This window comes from Streptomyces sp. NPDC045701 (genome assembly GCF_056432045.1).
In genome coordinates, this window is the sequence record NZ_JBWKJV010000025.1 from 49,800 (window position 1) to 67,881 (window position 18,082).

Genomic DNA, 18,082 nt, shown 5'->3' on the forward strand with positions numbered 1-18,082 from the left:
CACCCCTGAGAAGGCGCCAGGGGCGCGCCGGGCCGTCAACAGCCGCCCGCACCGGAGGGAGTGGCGAGCGACCAGCAACCAGACAACTCCCTCTTGCAGCAAGGTGATTAGGACGATCAGCCATCCACCCGAAAGAAAGACCTAGGGTGATTTGACCTTCCCTTTACCTGGTGGGTGAGGGGGCGTGAGAGCTACCGTGCGCGCATGGACACCCCGCGCAACCGGGTTCTTGAGGCGTGGATGGCCGAACACGGCTACAGCTCAAACAGCCTTGCTGACGCTGTGAACAGTGCCTTAGAGCGGCTGACCGGGCGGCCTGGCGGCCTCGACGGCTCGTCGGTCCGGGCCTGGAAGGCCGGGCGGGTCACGTGGCCCAAATCGGCTACCCGTAAGGCACTCGAGGACGTCAGTGGCCTGCCCGCCGTCGCTCTAGGGTTCGTGCCACGGGGCCGAACTCCGTCCAGCCCAGCCCCACCGCAGCAGGAGGACCCCGACATGAAGCGTCGTACCCTCGTCGGCGGCATTGCAGCGGCTGCCGCCGTGGCAGCAGCCGCGCCCGGCACCGCATCCCCGCGACGCATCGGCATGAGCGACGTCAACCGCCTGAACACGCGCTTCGCCGAGATCATCGCCAGCGACCACCGCCACGGCGGACAACTCGGCATCGAGCAGCAGGCTGCCGCGCTCGCCGACGAGGCGCTGAACCTCCAGAACGCCGGCAGCGCCACCCAACGCGTACGCAGCAGCCTCTATGCCTCCGCGGCGGCGTTCCGCTCCTCGGCGATGTGGGCCGCGATCGACGGCCGTCGCTACGACGTCGCCAAGGCGCACATGCGTGAGGCCCAGGCCCTCGCCGAGATGTCCGGCGATCAGGCGATCAAGTTCCGCATCTGGAGTCACGCGGGGGCCATGTACCGCCACATGGGCCGGCCCGCCGACGCGCTCGCCGCCAACGACGTGGCCCGCAACCTGCACATCACGCGCCGTGACCCGCTCTTCGCATCCCTGGGTCTGGCCCGGCAGGCGGCGATTCACGGTACGGCGCAGGACCGCACCGGCACCCGCCGTGCGTTCGATCAGGCACAGGACGCCATGCTGCGTGCCGACCCGGACGAGTACCGGCCGGTGTGGATGCTCGCGTTCTACGACCAGGCAGAGTTGGACTCCCTGGCGCTGTCCGCCTACTTGGCGCTCGGCGACTACGCGACCGCCGAGTACCACGCCCACCGCTGCCTGTCCGCGCTGCGGCCCCACATGGTCCGCTCCCGGGCCATCACCACGACCCGGCTCGCGCACGCCCAGCTCGCGCAGGGTGCCGCCGACGCCGCAACGGCCACCGCGATGAAGGTCCCCGGCGAGGCCGCTACCCAGCACGCCCGCGTATCGCGCATGCTGCAAGAGTTCGGGGCCGCACTGCGCGCCACCGCGCCCGGCAGCCTCACCGTGCAGACCTGGACCGAGCACACCGCCTCCTGGAGGATGGCCGCATGACCACGGCGCCCGCCATCGAACTGCGCACGTTCACCACCCTCGACACAGCCCGCGGCGACCTCCTCGACGTGTACGCCGAAGTCCGCGCCCCGCTCCTCCACCTGCCGAACTACGCGGTCACCGCGTTCGGCGAACGCCTGGACCGACACGGCGGCGAACCAGGGTTCACGGCCGTCCTCGCCTACGCGGACAGGCACCCGGTCGGCTACGCCTACGGCAACACCATCGAACACGGCGACCGCTACTGGCAGCGCACCAGTCCCGCGCCGGCGGGCAAGTACACCGAGCGCCCGGCTGTGGCTCTCAAGGAGATCGGCGTCCGGCCAGCCTGGAGGAAGACCGGCACCGCCCGGCGCATCCACGACGCCCTTCTCGCCACGCGCGACGAGCCGTACGTCACGCTCATGGTCAACCCGGCTGCTGGAGACGGAAAGGTCCACACGCTCTACAAGTCATGGGGGTACAAGGACATCGGCCAGAGTCAGCCGTCACCGGCCTCGCCGATGCTCACTGTGATGATCCGTACCATTCGCTGAACGGCTCCCGAGGTCGTGCCCCACGACGTGGTGTTGGGGATCCGCGTCCCCTGTCAGCACCCGGCGCTATCGTTGAAGCACTCAGCTCAAAGGGCACCGTTCGTGACGCTGTCACGCAGTGAAGGGGGAAAGGCTCATGAGTCCTAGGCCAGGGGGTGAGGCTGACAAATTCGGTAACCGCTACGAAGGCGCCTGGACGATTCGACATATTCTCTACGTGCTTCTTGGTACGGGTCATTCTGTAACGGTCGAGGACATCGATGAACTGGGCCTGGGAGCCGAGTTCACCTATCGCTACGGCGACACCGTAGAGGTCCATCAGTTGAAGCGGCAGAATGGCAGTGCAAACACCTGGACGGTCAAATCTCTCCAAGATAAAGGGATTTGGGCGAACGTTCGCTCGCACGTCGAGGATGGACGTCAGTTCCGCTTCGTTTCCCTATTGCCCGCCAACTCCCTCCAAGAGCTTTCAGATCGCGCAAGGCGCTCAGGAAACCATGACGATTTCATCAAGCATTGGCTAACGAAAGGGCTCAGGGACCCATTCGACGATCTTTCATCTTCCGAAATATTTGAATCTTCGGAGACAGCATGGGAAATCTTGCGAGGCTTTTCAATCTCATGGCCAGATGAGCAAGACATTGTCAGCATGAACGGAGCATTGGCACAACTCCTTTTGGAAGGTGCGGCCGGAAGTCTAGCGGCAGTTGGCCTAGGCGACTTGGTTCAGAATTCCCTTGGTGTCACGCTTGATGCCCCGGCAATTGATTCTCGGCTGGGCACCTATGGACTGAGTCGGGCCCGACTGCTTAACGCGAGTGGGATTGCTGAACAGGTTAGCTCGGTTTCTAAGGGATGGGCTTCGAATATTGAGCGAGAGCTCCTTCAACCGACCATTAATCGCTCCGAGGCCGACCAGCTAGTAGGGCTGATCAATGGGTCGAATAAACTTCTTCTATTGATGGGGCATGGCGGCGGCGGAAAGAGTGCCACGCTTCATCACGTCTACGAATCCCTTGACGCGGATTCGGTGCCACTTCTAGCTTTCCGGCTTGATCGTCTTGAGCCCTTCTCCTCTACGACTGAGCTAGGGGAAAGGATTGGCGTAGGCGTTTCTCCTGTCACGGCACTTGCTGCAGTTGCTGGAGAGCGCTCCAGTGTTCTCATCGTGGACCAGCTGGACGCCGTTAGTCTGACATCAGGGAGAATGCCGAGGAACTTCGATGCCGTTGCGAGTTTGGTGCGCGAAGCGTCAGCATTTCCTGCAATGACGGTCGTTCTCGCTTGTCGGAAATTTGATGTCGAGAACGACTACCGGATCCGCGAACTTGTAGAGGCCAAGAATTGCGCGCATGTCGAGGTCGGGGATCTTTCCGACGCGCAAGTCACAGAGTCGGTTCGTGCAATGGGATTGGATGCGAACGCGCTAGCTGACCATCAAAAGAGGCTGCTGCGCTCTCCGCTGAACCTTGTACTGTTGAAGAGCATCGCCGGCGACGAAGACGCCATGGCATTTCAAACCACGAAAAATCTCTTCGACGCCTTCTGGCAGCGCAAGCTGACCGACTGTCGCCAGAGGCGTGATTCAGTTCGCTTCAACAAGGTCATCTCGACTCTTGCTGAGGCCATCAGTGCGAGGCAGCGGCTCTCTGTCCCGATTACTGCCCTTGATGCCGATGATCTGGCTGATGATGCGGGAGTCCTTGTCTCGGAGCATGTTCTGGTTCGCGATGGTCAGCAGATCGCGTTCTTCCATGAGAGCTTCTTCGACTACGCCTTCGCTCGTGGCTGGATCGAGCGCGATGAGTCACTCGTATCGTTCCTGCTGGGAGGAGAGCAAGAACTCTTCCGGCGGGCGCAAGTTCGTCAAGTCATGAACCATCTTCGAGAACTCGAGCCAGACCGCTTCGCTGTCGAGACGGAGGCCATACTTACGAGTCCTGATATCAGGTACCACATCAAAGATGTGGTCCTTAAACTTCTCGGGTCTCTGTCTGACCCAACATCCCGTGAATGGGAGATGGTGACCAACGTCCAAGAGACACACCCAGCCTTCGAGGCTCGACTGTGGCGAATCCTCCAGACAGCACCGTGGTTTGAGCGTCTCGATGCGGAGGGTGTCATCGAAGAGTGGCTTGATGGGGCAGACGAAACTGAGCAGGGACGAGCCATCGAAGTGATGGCAGGGGCTGCGAAATCAAGCCCTGATCGTCTTGCTGAGATCCTTCAGACGTACAAGGCTGTAACCGAATACCCGCAGTGGCTACGATGGGTAACTCGGTTCTCTGATATCCATCAGAGTCGCCCTCTATTTGATTTGCTCCTCGACGCCGTGAGGAGCGGGCAATATGTGGGAATGGAGGATGAAGTCTGGCTTTCTGCTCATGATCTTGGTAAGCAGCGGCCCGATTGGGCGGTTGAACTGTTGGCCGCACACCTCGTGGACCGCCCTAGTGCCATGGCCGTAGATGAAAAAGGGAAGATCGAGGCCCTACTTGACCGAGATTACCCGGTAATCAAACTAACCCAACTCGCGGCAGCGGGAGCACCAAAGCTTTTCTGTGAACATCTCATCCCGTACATGTTGGGAGTAATGGCTAAGACAGCCTACGAGCACGATGACAGCCGCCCTCATAGGGATCGACATTTCTCCCACCGCCACCCACGAACCAATATTCGTGAACTTGAAGATGCACTTCTAGCGGGGGCTGCTACAGCGCTTCGCGGGATCGTTGAAAGGGACGCCGCATCGGCTCGTCCCATCCTCGAATGCCTCGCATCCGATCCTCACGACACAGCGCAGTGGCTCCTCTATGAAGCATTGCGGGCGGCAGGTAATCACTACGCAGATTGGGCAGCCGAGCTTCTACTTCAGGGGACTCACCGGTTCATTAGTGGCTACTATGCGGCAAATGCTGTGTGGAAAACGCGGGAACTGATCCAGAGCACGAGTCAGTTCATGTCTGATGAGGCATTCGCCAGTATTGAAGCTGCGATTCTCGAAGTTCGTTTTCCATGGGAGTCCAAGCCTACGGGCTGGTACCCGTTCTGTCTGCTTTCAGCGATGCAGGAAGATCGGCTATCTGAGCTAGGGCGCCGTCGACTCGGCGAACTACGCAGGAAGTTTGATTCCGATCAGCCGGCAGAGCCTCAGGGCGTAACGGGAGGCGCGATCGGCGCTCCCATTAATCAGGCTGCCGCTGGACGCATGAACGATGAACAGTGGCTGGGTGCCATAGCAAAACATAATTCAGAGAGAACCGACTGGCGGACTCACACCGGTGGCGCTTACGAGCAATCACATGTCCTACAGGAGCAAACGAAGAGCGATCCTGAGAGATTTTCTCGGCTAGCTCTTCGATTTGATGAAAGTGTCCATGCTGCTTACGGTGATGCAATCCTCATGGGACTAGGCAACGCCGAAGCCCTTGCTGACCCTGCATCGGTGTTTGAAGCTGTCCGACACATCGCTTCCCTCGGACACGAGGCAAACAATCGGTGGCTGGGATCTGCCATCCGAAAGTATCTCAAGACAGTTCCTCAAGATATCGTTCAGCTTATTGTTGACCGCGCGACCGGTGCTAGTGACCCAGCTGATGGCAGCTTGACTGTCCAAACCGCCAATCAAGAGCACACTCAGGGACGAGACCTGTATACGTCGGGGATTAATTCTTCGCGAGGAAGTGCGGCAGAGATTCTGGGTGACCTCCTTATCTACGACGCGGATGGCTCTCGAACAGCGTTGGTTCTCCCAGTACTCGATGCAATGGCCGAGGATCCTGCTGTCACCGTACGCTCTTGCGTCGCGCATGTGATTCATGCCTCTATGCGTCATGCTCGTCCTCAGGCGTTGCAAGCCTTCGCTCGACTCATTAATGCAGACGATGAACTTCTGGCTACACATGCTGTAGTGCGGCTCATGGCGCACATTGGTTTTGAGGACCTTGACGTAGTGAAGCCTGTGATTGAACGCATGCTTCAATCGGAGAGCTACGAGACGCGACAGTGTGGCGGGCAATTGGCTGCTCTGGCTGCGATGCATTGGAGCTCGGTAGAGCTGTTGGACTCGGTGCTCTCAGGCGAAGACGTAGCCAGCCGTACTGGAGCTGCCGGGGCTTGTGCTCACGGGCTGTCTAATGCGACCGATACCGCCGTTGCTCAGCGAGCCTTCGAGCAATTTATCAATGACCCGGAAGACAAAGTACGCGATGCTATTGCTGAATTTGCATCGGTAGTCCGCGGTCAACGCCTACGTCCCCTGAAGGTCTCTCTCAAAGCACTAATAAAGTCCGCCTCTTTCGAGACGGCTCTACCGCAACTGCTAATTACTCTTGAGCACGCCCCTGACCGCGTCGACGACTTGGCATTGGAGTGCGGTCGTCGATTCGTTGAGATCCACGGAGAGGGCTCCGGAGACATTCGGAACCGCGCAGCAGCAGACGCACGGCATGTTGGTGAGCTACTAGTTCGGGCCTACGCGCAAGCTACATCGACTACAAGCCGCGGGCAGGTTCTTGATCTACTGGATCAACTTCTGCTAATCGGGGCCTTTGGTGTGGCGGACTTGGTAGAAAAGTCTGAGCGATAGTAATTGAACGGGCGTGATTCCCACACCGTCGCGATCAGCAGAGCGCCGGGCCGGGTCCGGTGCAGTTACTGTAGGTGCACGCCCCGTATCTTCCCTCGACAAAGGCGCGGTGGGCGTGAGCGAGAGCGGCGTGCTGGACGGATAGCCGACAGTGCGCTGAGCCCAGCGGAATCGGGCCCGCAGCACAGTGTCCGGGAGGTGCTTCATGACGGCCGAGATGGTGGCCCCGGAGTGGATGCACGAGCAGATCACGGCGCAGGAGTACGACTCCTGGTCCGAGGAGCAGTGCGCCGGCATCGAGGTCGTGGACGGGGTGGTCGTGGTGAACCCGAGCGCGTCCAAGCGGCACAACCGGCTGGCCCGGATTCTGGCGAACGCCCTGGATGCCACCGCGGGCCCGGAGTGGAACGCCGACACGGGCTTCGACGTCCGGCTTCAGGACGTCCCGCTCACCAATCGCCGCCCGGACGTCGTCGTGTACCGCACAGACACGATCGACATCACCCCCACCCGTCCTGAGCACGTGCTGCTGGTCGCGGAGGTAGTGTCGCCGGGCTCGGAGACCACCGACCGGATCGAGGAGGCCGCGACAGGCGTTCCTCTGGTGTATACCTACGTTCTCGACCACGCGACGAAGACCTACCGGGACGGAGACGTGTTCACCGGCGTCCCCGAGGCAGCGGCCCCCTTCCCGGTGGAGATCGACCTCGGGCAGGTCTGACCACGCGCTGCTCAGCAGTCGGCAGTGCGTGAGCGATGCGTGAGCGGATGGTCCGACACAGGGCGGCATGAGCCGGATCAAGTGGCTCGCCGTGCGGTTCTGGCCAGGGGAAACAGCACCGCGCGGCAGCGCCCCGCATCCCCCGGCAAGGATCCAATCCCACTCCTGAAGCGGGTGTCGCAGGTTCGAATCCTGCCGGGGGCACAATGCCTGACCAGGCACGGAGCTTCGAACAGCCCCCTCGGAGTGATCTCCGAGGGGGCTGTTTTCGTGTGTGCGGGGCCGTAACGCTAGGCGACGTCCTGGTTACGGGGTTTCTACCGACCCCACGGGGGCGTCGGCGGCCTCCTGCTCGAACTGGGGCATCAGCGAGGTGTAGGTGTCCGTGTGGCTCGCGATCACCCCAACCGGAGAAGTGACCGCTCACCTCGCGGCGGGAAGTACCTCCAAGGTCACCTGGATCAGTCTGGATGGCGCCGCCTGCCGTCTGGACGCACCCGACAAGGTTGACTGAGTCGAGCCCGTCACCGCCCGGCAGCGGTCTGGCTGGCCCTCCATTCAGGAGCCTCGGGCGTGTCCTGGAACTCCAGGAGGTGCTGTCCGGCGAGCCGCTGCAGGGCGGCGCGTACGTCTGCCGGTGTGACGTAGAAGAACTCCCGGCGTAGGTTTACCCGGTTGACGCGGCGGGACTCGAACTCCTGGTGCAGGCGGCGTTCCAGGCCGACGGCGTCCTCACTGAAGATCAGGGCGTGTACGTCGAAGCGGAAGGGGACGGACGCGTCCCCGAGTTCGATAACGCGGTCCATGGGATCGAGGCGCCGGGTCATACCGATCTTGACCATGCGTTCGCCGAACGCTCCGACGTTGGAGATGACGTAGACGTATCCGGCCCGGATGTTGGCCTCGCGGGCCTCGACCGCCTCCAGTTCGGCGCCCAACTCGGCCAGTTTTTCTTCGAGTTCGGCGATGGCGGCCTCATCGCCGGTGCCGGAGCGCAGGCGGCGCAGGGCGCCCTCGTAGTGGCTGCGTTCCTTCTCCAGCCGCTGCCGCTCGCGCTCGATCTCGCGCTGCAGGCGCTCCTCCTCGCGCTGCTGGGCTCGTAGCTCTCGCTGCTCCTCCCGCTCGGTCTCCTTCCTCACCAGGTAGTCCGCCGTCAGCTCCAACTCCTGGACCCGCAGTTGGTGGTAGTCATCGCCGATGCGGATCTGCATGGTGGCGCCGAGCCGGGCGATCGACTCCCGTGTCTTGCCGAGCCGGTCGATCAGCGAGTCGAGCCGGTGCGGCTTCATGCCGCGCACTGCGTTGTCCGCCTCGGCGTTGTACGCGCGCAGCATCAGCTTGGAGAAGTCACGGACCATCTTGCGGCCCTTGGCAGCTGAGCCGTCCACCATCCAGTACTGGTTCCCGAGCACTGCCCGATCGTCCCTCGCCAACTGCTTGTAGCGGGCCTTGAGACTGTCGAGCCGGTCCTTGTAGGCGAGCGCGTCGGCGAGCGGATGGCGGTACTCGTAAATGCCGGCCTCTTGCAGCATCCGCGTCTCATCGGTGAGCACCAGATCCCGGCGCGCGGCCGTGAGGCGCTGTTCGGCCTCCGCCGTCTGGCGAGCCATGTCGTCGGCTTGGCGGCGCACGTCGACCAGGGACTGCGCGGCGCTCTCGGCGGCGTGCTCTATCTTCTCGTCGAGTAGAGCGTCGATCCGTCCGATCTCTTGGAGCTTCTCCTCATGCGCGCGGCGCAGTCGCTGCTGCTCGGCGGCTATCTGAGCGCTGTCGGCTCCGATGAGACGACTCAATTGCTCCGTCAGGTGACGGTTGTCTTCCTGTAGTCCGCGTACCTGTGTTTCCATCAGCGCCAGCTCGCCCGCCAGACGCGCCGCCTCGGACTCCGCTTGCTTACGGCGCCGGCCGAACAGACCCCCACCTGTGGCCGGGGCCGTCGCCTGGGGACCGTAGGGGGACTGCTGAGGAACGGGTGCGCTCGGCTGCGGCGCGGCCCCTTCCGGGATCCAGATCTGCCAGCCTGGGGGTGTGAGCCATGCGGGATCCGGTTCCCAGCCCGGTGGGGGGCTCCACCCCTCCGGCGGGGCGGGCCAGGTGGGCGGCGGGTTGAACCGGTAGGTCATGGGGCAACGACTCCTGTCGCGAGGGCGAGAGACGGCCGGCGTAACCCCGATGCCGTCCGGCAGCCAGCGGGCCGAGTCGAACGTACTCGGCCTTGTGGACCTTCGTCCTGCCATCTCCTGTTTTTGGCCCTCCTGGCAGCAGATCCGACGAGGTGGGTAAGTCGCAGGGAGCCGTTAGACTCCGGCCGCTGTCAGGACGGCCCTCCGCCGGCAGCGAAGTGCCCTTCGTCCTCGAGGGACCGGTCCGGCGCCCCCCGGGCACGGCCGACTGCCCCTGACGCACCGGGTGAAGGTGAAGCGAAGGTGGCCGCCCCTCTGTCCGCGGACAAGTTCCTGTCCGTTCTCAAGAACGCACGACTTGGCGTTGTCGAACACGGATCCTGGCGCACCCACAACCGCGACCAGCACGGCAACTGGGGCCCCGTGAACGGGGTGGTGATCCACCACACGGGCGCGTACTCCTCCGCGTCTTGTGCCTCCCCCTGGCCATGCCGCGCGCGCCCGCGACCTGTGGCACGAGGTCGCGCCCCTGCAGTCGGCCCGGAACGGATTCAGCACACATGAGGCCGGGAAACCCTGGGAACCTGCAAGAACCACCGAGACATGTTTCTCCAGGTCAAACGCGGTCATGGCGGAGTTTCCCCAGGTCACGACCTTGATCAGAGAAAACTCCTAAAGCGGGTGTCGCAGGTTCGAATCCTGCCGGGGGCACAGACAGAAGGGCCAGCTAAGGAGGGTTTTCCTCCCCGGCTGGCCCTTTCGCTGTGTTCGAGGTCGTGCCATACGCGTGCCGTTCCGGACCGTCCACTCGCCAAGTGCCAGTCGTGCCGGACACATGTCAGCCTCGGTGCAGGGCGCGTGGCCGGCACGCACCCGTGCCTCGACTGGTTCGACCGAGCCGTCCGAAGGTCACCCGCCGCGTCACCCGCCCTCTCTCCTGAACCCGTGGCGGCTCGCGTGAACTGCCGGCTGGGCTCTTCGGCCCGGCCTATCCTGCCCAGCAGGTACCCCCAACCTGGCCGAGGCCGTGGAGGGCTCGGCCCGTTCAGCGCCGAGCGGACTTCTTCCCTGGAGACGACATGAGCCGTGCCCTTCTCGTGATGGACGTCCAGCAGGCCATCGTGGACATCGCTGACGACGGCTCGGGATATGTGCCCCGCCTGCGCCGGGCGATCGATGGGGCCCGGGCGGCCGGCATTCCCGTGGTCTACGTGGTCATCGCGTTACGTCCCGGCTTCCCGGAAGTCGGCACGCGCAACAGGGCTCTCACCGCCATCGCACGGGCCGGCCTCTACGTCGAGGACGCCCCGGGCACCGGCATTCACCCCGGGGTCGCGCCCCGGCCGGACGAGGTGGTGGTCACCAAGAGAAGGGCCAGCGCGTTCTCGGGCAGCGATCTCGACATCGTGCTGAGGGCACGCGGTGTCGACGATCTCGTGCTCACGGGCATCGCCACCAGCGCCGTGGTGCTGTCCACCCTGTGTCACGCGAACGACCTGGACTTCGGCCTGACCGTGCTCTCCGACGCCTGTCTGGACACCGACCCGGAGTTGCACCGGGTTCTCGTCGAGCGACTGTTCCCGCAGTGGGCGGACGTCGTCACCGTCGACGACTGGCTCAAGACGATCGCGTCCGCATAGCGGCGCACCAGGTGGACGACCTGGGCGGTTGACCCCGGCGCGCACCCTTTTCGGGGGTGGCGGCTCTCGTCGGCCGTGGAGCAGTTCCTCGGCTCAGATCCTGATCAAATAGGCGGTGTCGGGCGTCAGGTGGGGCTGACGTTCGAGCGACATCCAGCAGCTGACCGCGCTGGAATCTCATCGGGGAGCAATTTTGCGCACATCTGCGCGTAACTTCGTCACTGCCACGACCGCGTCCGCCGTTTTCGCCGGCTGCCTGACCGTGCTGGCGGCCGGGCCGGCGTCGGCCCGGGAGGACTGCGACGACTCGTACCACCGGAAGTACACCCAGATCTCGTCCTCCTGGCACAAGGTCGTCGCGTCGGGGACCATCGACAACCGCCGCAGCTCCGCGTCGGTGCGCGAGTCCATATCGGCGGAGATCAGCGCCAGCCTGAAGGGCAGCGTCACCGGGGAGTTCGGCGGCAAGCTGGACCTCGCCGTGGGGGAGATCAACGCCAAGGGATCGGTCACCGTGGAGGCCAGCGCGTCCATCGCGCGGGGCAAGACGACGATGATCGTCGTGCCGGCGCGGAAGCGGGTCAGCTACAAGATCGGCATCAAGAAGCGGGTCTACCAGGTGTACGTGTCGCACCAGTTCCGGAGCTGCAAGGTCACCAACACCTACGCCAAGGTCACGGTCGCGGACTCGTACACCGAGACCAAGAACGTCTGACGGGTTCGGTGAGGAGGGACGGCGCCGGGGTCGTCGCCCAGCGCCGGCCCTTCCGTCGTCTCGCCGCACCGCCGGCCCTCACTCCCGGCAGGTGAGCCGCAGTTGGGACGCGGCGTGGTGGGCGCCCACCAGGGGGCGGGCGCCCCAGTCGCGGCCGCGGTCGGTGAGGCGGACCGTGAAGGTGGAGGACCTGACCGGGTAGGTGCCGACCTGGACCAGGGTGCCGCGGTGGACGGTCTGGAGGACGCCGAAGGCCGCGTACGTGGACGTCGGGTCGTCCGGGTCGGCGAGGACCCGGTAGACGGCCGGGTCACCGGCGACATCGATGTCGCGCGGGCCCCGCGGGACGAACACCGCCAGGGCGCACCGCTCGTACGCGTCGCCGACCGGCCAGGTCCACGTCGCCGTGCCCGCACCGTCCCTGTCGGGGCTGCCGGACATGGGCAGGGCGGTGAACCGGCCGTCGCAGCCGCCGTCCCGGAACCCGCCGGACGCCACCGTGTACCAGGCGGCGTCACCGTTCTCGAAGCGGCCGCCCTCGCGGTACGTGGTGCCGGTCGAGCACCCCGGGCCCGCCCACACCGCGTACACCGGCGGGCGCGACGGGGCGATGCGGGACGGCAGGCTCCGCTCCGGCAGCCGGCCGACGCCGTCCCGGTCCGCGTCCGGGCCCCGGTCGGGCCGGGCGTCGCCGCCCAGCAGGGCCACCGAAGCGATCAGGCAGCCCGCGGCCACGACGGAGCCCGCTGCCAGCACAGTACGTACGCTCGCCATGCCGGACCACTATGCAGCGCGACTCGCGGTAACCGTGAGGGTCAGCGCAGTTCCTCCGGGCACGGCGTGCCACGCGGGAAGATCTTGTACGGTGCGGCCAGCCGGTACACCCCCGGTTTCGGCGCGAGCAGTTCCGTCCACTCGTCGCCCTCCCGGTCCTCCTCCGCCTTCAGCACACAACCGTGCACGTTGACGAAGGTCTTGGTGCCGTCCTCACGCTGCTGCGAGGCCGTCGTCTCCTGCGGTGGCTCGACCTTCTTGCCCTCCTCGTCCAGGAGCGCCAGCCACGGCGAGTACGGCACGCGGATCAGCACCCGCCCCGCCGTCCGCACCCGGATCGTCACCTCGCCGGCGCCCGCCCGGACCACCGTCGCCGGCGGATCGGCCAGCGGCGTGGGGTCCTCCACCGCGAACAGCCGCCAGTTGGCGTCGGACCACACCGGGCGCAGGTACGGCTGGCCGTCCTTGACCAGCTCCGCCTCTTGCTCGGCACCGGTGTCCGGGTCGCCCTTGGGCAGCACCACGTAGTGCACGGCCCAGCGGTGCAGCCAGTCGCGGTAGGTCGCGGAGTTGAGGGTGTCGTCGTAGAAGACCGGGTTGCGCTCCATGTCCGCCTGCCGGTTCCAGCCGCGGGCGAGGTTGATGTACGGGGTCAGCGCCGACGCCTCGCGGTGGCTGCGCGCCGGTACCACCTCCACCCGCGCCTTCTCCGCCCCGAGCTGCTGGAGCTGGTTGATCAGCGGTGCGGCCTCGCGCGCCCACGACGCGTCCGGCGCGGTACGGACGATGTCGTCGGCGCTCTTGAAGCCGATCCACCCGTTCAGCACGACGAAGGCGAGGACCAGGGCGTACCACCTGCGGGTGCCGCGTGCGGTGTACGGCAGGGCGGCCAGCAGGACGACGCCCGCGAACAGCATGGGCAGCCGCGACACGTTCGACCCGATCTGCGAGTCGACCAGCCAGGTGAGGAGCGTGCCGAGCGCGTACACGGCCGCGGCGGTGCGGACCGTGCGCCAGTCACGCGGTACGAGGACGAGGACGAGGACCCCGAAGGAGAACGGCAGCATCGTCGACGCGAACGACATCGGCTGCGTACCGGAGAAGGGGAACAGCCACGACGACAGGGCCACGACGGCGACCGGCGCGAGGCCGAGCGCGTACGCGCCGGGGCGCCGCTTGTTGAGGAACAGCGCCGCCGCCGCCACCCCCAGGAACAGCCCGGCGACCGGACTGGCGGCGGTCGCCAGCCCCGCGAGGGGTGCGGCCACGGCGGCCTTGGCCCACCGCTTCCTGCGCCACCGGTACGGCCAGCAGAACACGGCCGCGACCGCGCCCAGCGCGAACATCATGCCGAGGCCGAACGTGACGCGGCCGGACAGCGCGTTGCACAGGAACGCGAACACCCCGGCGAGCGAGCACGCCACCGGATTGCGCACCGCCCGGACGCGCACCAGGATGAGCGCGGTCAGCGCGGCGGACGCCGTACCGGCGATCATCATCGTCGTACGGACGCCGAGCAGCGACATCAGGTAAGGGGACACCACGCTGTACGACACCGGGTGCATCCCGCCGTACCAGGCGAGGTTGTACGCGGAGTCCGGGTGGCGCCCGACGAACTCGGCCCACGCGTCCTGCGCGGCGAGGTCGCCGCCGCTGTTGGCGAAGAGGAAGAACCAGACGACGTGGGTGAGCGCCGCGATCCCCGTCGCGACCGCGACAGGGTGACGGAGGGACTCCGCCACCCCGGACCACCCCTCGCGGCGCACCGGCACGGGTGCGGCGGGCGCCTCGGCCACCCCGGCGGCTGACGGGGCGTCGGGACGGCCGGGACGGTCCGGCCGTCCGGGTACGCCGAGTACCGCCTCGGACACCTCATGAACCTCTGGCACCTCACGTACGTCCGGCAGCGACAGCTCCCGTCGGCCTGGCACCTCACGTACGCCCGGCAGCTCATCTGCGCCGGGCGCCTCGCGCACCTCGCGCACCTCAGCCGGTGGCCTTATTCGCGCCCGCGAAGTCGAGGCGCTGTCCGCGCGGGTCGGCTCAGCGCTGGTCGGCTCAGTGGTGGTCACTGCGGCTCTCTGCTCTCTGCGTCGTCCCCCATGCCCTTGCCACGTGCTGTCTGCGAAGACGTCGTTCCGGCGTCGTCCGTTGCCCGGACGTGTCCGGACGCTAACACGAGGGCGCCCCGGAAAACCGGGGCGCCCAGGGAGATTTCAGCCGATACGGGTGAGCTTGTCCCCGAGGCCGGGTTCGGCCATGGCGCTCTGCAGGGCCACCGGGACCCGGACCTGGCTGGCGCCCTCGCCCACGGACAGGATGCCGACCTGCGTGCCGGCGGGCGCCGAGTGGGGCAGCGCGCGGCCGCCGTCGCCCAGCTCCAGCTTGACCGTCAGGCCCGACCAGCCGACGACCTTCACGTCCTTGGTGGCGACCACCGGCGTCGTGCCGCCGAGGCCGTCGTCGACATGGCCGACGACATCACCCTTCTTGACGACCGTCCGGTTCTCCAGCAGGGCCCGCGTGGCCAGCATCGCCTCCTTGCTGGCGGCGATGGCGCTGCCCAGGATGGGCGTCTTGTACTGGGCGAGGACGGCGCCGACGATCAGCTGGTCCGTGTCGCCGACCTTCTTGTGGGCGGCGAACAGCAGGTTGCCGCCCGCCTTGGTGGTGCTGCCGGTCTTGATGCCCAGCGCCCCGTCGAACGGTACGAGGTCGTTGTAGTTGCGCCACTTCTTGCCAGACGGGTCCGTCCACCACGGCTTGGCGGTGATCTCCACCAGCGCGGGGATCTCCACCAGCTTCTCGCCCAGCTTCACCTGGTCCTCGGCGGAGCTGACGGTGGTGTGGTTCAGGCCCGAGGGGTCGGTGTACGTGGTGTTCTTCATCCCCAGTTCCTTGGCGGTGTCGTTCATCTTCTTGACGAACGCCGCCTCGGAACCGGCGTCCCAGCGCGCGAGCAGCCGGGCGATGTTGTTGGCGGAGGGGATCATGATGGCGGCGAGCGCGTCGTACTCGGAGATCTTGTCGCCGGCCTTCACGGTGTTGAGGGTCGACTCGTTCTGCGCGTCGTAGCCACCCTCCTTCTCCGCGAGGGCGTCGACCTCGATCATCGCGCCCTTGGACCCCTTCTTCAGGGGGTGCTCCTTGAGGATCACGTAGGCCGTCATGGCCTTCGCGACGGAGCCGATCGGTACGGGCTTCTGCTCGCCGAAGGAGTCGACTGCGCCGAGGCCGGTCGCCGACATGTAGCCCTGGCCCTCGTCCGGCCACGGCAGGGACGGCTTGCCGCCGTCGAAGGCGTACGACGCCTTGGCGGTCATCACCAGCGAGGGCGGGGGCAACGGCCGCACGAACTGCACGATCGCAAAGATGATCGCCAGGAGGAGGACCAGCGGGGTCCAGATCTTGACGCGCCGGACCGCCGTACGGACGGGGGTCTCCGGCGGGGGCGGGGTGTTCGTCAGCTCGGCGAGCATGTCCAGCGGCGGCCGGGGCGGCAGGGGCTGCTGCCGGGTCCGCTCGGGCTCGGTGAGCGAGGCGGGCGCGGCCGCCCCCGAGGCGGTGGGCGCCGCCGCGGGCGCGGCGGTGGCGGCGGCCGGCGCTCCGGGCCTCTTCGCGGCCGGGCGCACGTCGTCCGGGCGCAGCGGTACGAACTTGCTCGTCCGCTCGGCGGGGGACTCGGCCGCCCCGGCCGCCTTGGCGGGGTCGGCCGCCTTGGCGGGGCCCGCCGTGGGCGTGACGGCCTTGAGCGCGGTCGTCGGCTGGTCCACGGGCTTGCGCTGGACGGCCCGGAACACGGCGGTGGGCTGGTCGACGGGGCGGGGCGCGCCCTCCTTCGCGGGCTCACCGGCGGTCGTGTCGGCCGCGTCGGTGTCGGGACCGGTGTCGGTGCCCTCGACGGCGGGCCCGGCGCCCTTCGCGGCGGGCCCGGCGGCGGGCTCGGCGCCCTTCGCGGCGGGCTCGGCGGGCTCGGCGCCCGCGCCGTCCGCGTCCCCGTCCGCGTCCCCGTCCGCGTCCGTCGGGCGGCCGGCTGCGGCCTCGGGCGCGCCCACAGGCCGCTCGGCCCCGGCGGCGGGCTCGGCAGCCGCCTCGACGGGCGTACCGGCGCGCTCGGCCCCCTCGGCGGGAGCCGGGCCCTCAGGCTCGGCCCCCTCGGCGGGAGCCGCACCCGCGGACTGGCCCGGCTCGACGGACTCGCCCGGCTCGAAAGACGCCTCCTCCGACGCGGCAGGGTCGTTTCCGCCCGGCTCGCCGGACTCGGCCGGCTTACCCGGCTCGTCCCCCGTGGTGACCCACGCCGAGACGGCGTCCCGGAGGCGGGCGTCGCCGTCACGGTCGTTCGGGACCGCTTTGAACACCGCTGTCGGCTGGTCGACCGGGCGCTTCGCGTCCCCGTCCGGCGACGCACTGTCACCACGTACGGCAAGCCTCGGATCGCGTTCGCCCGACGCCGTCTCCCCCGGCGACTTCTGCTGCTCCGACTTGTCGGGGGACTCGCCCGCCACCGTGCCTCCTTCAATCAACGCACTGCCCGAACCATGTACCAGTGTCCTGTGTGAGCGCTTGGCTCCCGTGCAAGACGAGAACGACATACCTACCGGTTCCCGCCCGAAGCACCCAGGCGCTCTCGACAGACCAATGTGAGAGGGGTCACCCTGTCATTCATCCACGCGGGGAGGCATGGATGGGCAGGAGCCGCAGAACACTTCCGGAGGAGCTTCTGTTGCTCGCTCTGGACCCGGCCACGGGTACCACAGCGCAGCCGCAGTCGCTCGACCTCGGCCTGGCCGGAGCACAGCTAGTGGAGCTGGCTCTGGCAGGACGGATAGCCCCTGACGGGGATCGTATCGCCGTGGTGATGCCACGGCCGACCGGAGATCCGACACTGGACTCCGCGCTCGAGCTGCTGCGCAGGCGTGGCAGTCCGGTGCGGGCCGTCCACTGGATCGGCGGGCCCCGGCTGGGGCTGCGCCAGACGTATCTCTCGCATCTGGAACGGTGCGGCATGGTGCATGCCGTCGAGGGCCAGATGTGCGGGGTGCTGCCGACGACGCGCTACCAGGCGACGGAGACGGCGATCAGCCGGGAGATCAGAGCCCGGCTCGACAGTGCGATCCGCACCGGTGTACCGCCGGACCCGCGGACCGCGGCGCTCGCCGCGCTGGCCCACGCGGTCGGACTCGGCAAGCACCTCTACCCCGGCAACGAGGGGCGTTCCTCGCGCTCCCGGCTCCGGGATCTGATCCGGCACGACCCGATGGGCGGACTCGTGGCGCACGCCGTGATGGACGTCCAGAACGGCGTGGGCGCACAGCCCCGCCGTAATCCCGGCGCGGGAGGTGGTGGCCGCCCGGCCACGGCCGTACCGATGCAGCCGCAGTCACGCAGTGGGTCGATGGCCCGCGCCGTGGCGCACTGAGCGGCACGAGGAACACCAGGGGGCCCGGAGGGTCCCACGAGCGAGGCTGAGCACGAGCACCAGGCACACACC

The 18,082-nt window shown here is 66.7% G+C and carries 11 protein-coding genes and 1 tRNA gene; 8 read left to right on the forward strand and 4 right to left on the reverse strand.

Annotated features, from left to right (window positions below; genetic code table 11):
• Positions 1–204 precede the first annotated feature (204 nt).
• The 5 genes from AC07DW_RS23605 (at position 205) to AC07DW_RS23625 (ending at position 7,540) form a co-directional block, all read left to right on the forward strand.
• The gene (locus AC07DW_RS23605; protein ID WP_478859656.1) at positions 205–1,491 is read left to right on the forward strand and encodes an XRE family transcriptional regulator; all 1,287 of its coding nucleotides are present in this window, start codon (positions 205–207) and stop codon (positions 1,489–1,491) included.
• Positions 1,488–2,027: a GNAT family N-acetyltransferase gene (locus AC07DW_RS23610; protein ID WP_478859657.1), complete on the forward strand. Its 540-nt coding sequence runs from the start codon at positions 1,488–1,490 to the stop codon at positions 2,025–2,027. Before AC07DW_RS23605 ends, AC07DW_RS23610 begins: the two co-directional genes overlap by 4 nt.
• A 217-nt stretch (positions 2,028–2,244) precedes the next feature.
• Positions 2,245–6,615: an NACHT domain-containing protein gene (locus tag AC07DW_RS23615; protein ID WP_478859658.1), complete on the forward strand. Its 4,371-nt coding sequence runs from the start codon at positions 2,245–2,247 to the stop codon at positions 6,613–6,615.
• Between the two features lie 205 nt (positions 6,616–6,820).
• A complete protein-coding gene (locus AC07DW_RS23620) occupies positions 6,821–7,336 on the forward strand; it encodes a Uma2 family endonuclease (protein ID WP_478859659.1) in 516 nt (171 codons plus the stop codon).
• A 128-nt stretch (positions 7,337–7,464) separates the two neighbouring features.
• Positions 7,465–7,540 (forward strand) — tRNA-Gln (locus tag AC07DW_RS23625).
• A gap of 320 nt (positions 7,541–7,860) precedes the next feature.
• Here AC07DW_RS23625 and AC07DW_RS23630 read toward each other — a convergent pair.
• Positions 7,861–9,459: an SNIPE associated domain-containing protein gene (locus AC07DW_RS23630; RefSeq protein WP_478859660.1), complete on the reverse strand. Its 1,599-nt coding sequence runs from the start codon at positions 9,457–9,459 to the stop codon at positions 7,861–7,863.
• Positions 9,460–10,538: 1,079 nt separating this feature from the next.
• On the opposite strand from AC07DW_RS23630, the gene AC07DW_RS23635 reads away from it, so the two are divergent.
• Positions 10,539–11,099: a cysteine hydrolase family protein gene (locus AC07DW_RS23635; RefSeq protein ID WP_478859661.1), complete on the forward strand. Its 561-nt coding sequence runs from the start codon at positions 10,539–10,541 to the stop codon at positions 11,097–11,099.
• A gap of 193 nt (positions 11,100–11,292) precedes the next feature.
• Entirely contained in the window at positions 11,293–11,814 is a 522-nt protein-coding gene (locus AC07DW_RS23640) for a hypothetical protein (RefSeq protein WP_478859662.1), read from the forward strand.
• A gap of 78 nt (positions 11,815–11,892) precedes the next feature.
• Here AC07DW_RS23640 and AC07DW_RS23645 read toward each other — a convergent pair whose 3' ends face one another.
• From AC07DW_RS23645 to AC07DW_RS23655, 3 genes are all read right to left on the reverse strand, one after another.
• A complete protein-coding gene (locus AC07DW_RS23645) occupies positions 11,893–12,588 on the reverse strand; it encodes an adhesin (RefSeq protein WP_478859663.1) in 696 nt (231 codons plus the stop codon).
• Between the two features lie 41 nt (positions 12,589–12,629).
• Positions 12,630–14,330, reverse strand: a complete 1,701-nt coding sequence (locus AC07DW_RS23650; RefSeq protein ID WP_478859691.1) for an MFS transporter — start codon at positions 14,328–14,330, stop codon at positions 12,630–12,632.
• Between the two features lie 474 nt (positions 14,331–14,804).
• Positions 14,805–17,096 (reverse strand): D-alanyl-D-alanine carboxypeptidase family protein, encoded by a 2,292-nt coding sequence (locus tag AC07DW_RS23655; RefSeq protein ID WP_478859664.1) that lies wholly within the window; start codon positions 17,094–17,096, stop codon positions 14,805–14,807.
• 179 nt (positions 17,097–17,275) lie between these two features.
• On the opposite strand from AC07DW_RS23655, the gene AC07DW_RS23660 reads away from it, so the two are divergent.
• Positions 17,276–18,010, forward strand: a complete 735-nt coding sequence (locus tag AC07DW_RS23660; protein WP_478859665.1) for a GOLPH3/VPS74 family protein — start codon at positions 17,276–17,278, stop codon at positions 18,008–18,010.
• Positions 18,011–18,082: the final 72 nt, after the last annotated feature.

Coding starts and splice junctions, on each gene's coding strand:
- AC07DW_RS23605 (WP_478859656.1), top strand. CDS start 205: ATGGACACCCCGCGCAACCGGGTTCTTGAGGCGTGGATGGCCGAACAC.
- AC07DW_RS23620 (WP_478859659.1), top strand. CDS start 6,821: ATGACGGCCGAGATGGTGGCCCCGGAGTGGATGCACGAGCAGATCACG.
- AC07DW_RS23630 (WP_478859660.1), bottom strand. CDS start 9,459: ATGACCTACCGGTTCAACCCGCCGCCCACCTGGCCCGCCCCGCCGGAG.
- AC07DW_RS23610 (WP_478859657.1), top strand. CDS start 1,488: ATGACCACGGCGCCCGCCATCGAACTGCGCACGTTCACCACCCTCGAC.
- AC07DW_RS23660 (WP_478859665.1), top strand. CDS start 17,276: ATGGGCAGGAGCCGCAGAACACTTCCGGAGGAGCTTCTGTTGCTCGCT.
- AC07DW_RS23635 (WP_478859661.1), top strand. CDS start 10,539: ATGAGCCGTGCCCTTCTCGTGATGGACGTCCAGCAGGCCATCGTGGAC.
- AC07DW_RS23645 (WP_478859663.1), bottom strand. CDS start 12,588: ATGGCGAGCGTACGTACTGTGCTGGCAGCGGGCTCCGTCGTGGCCGCG.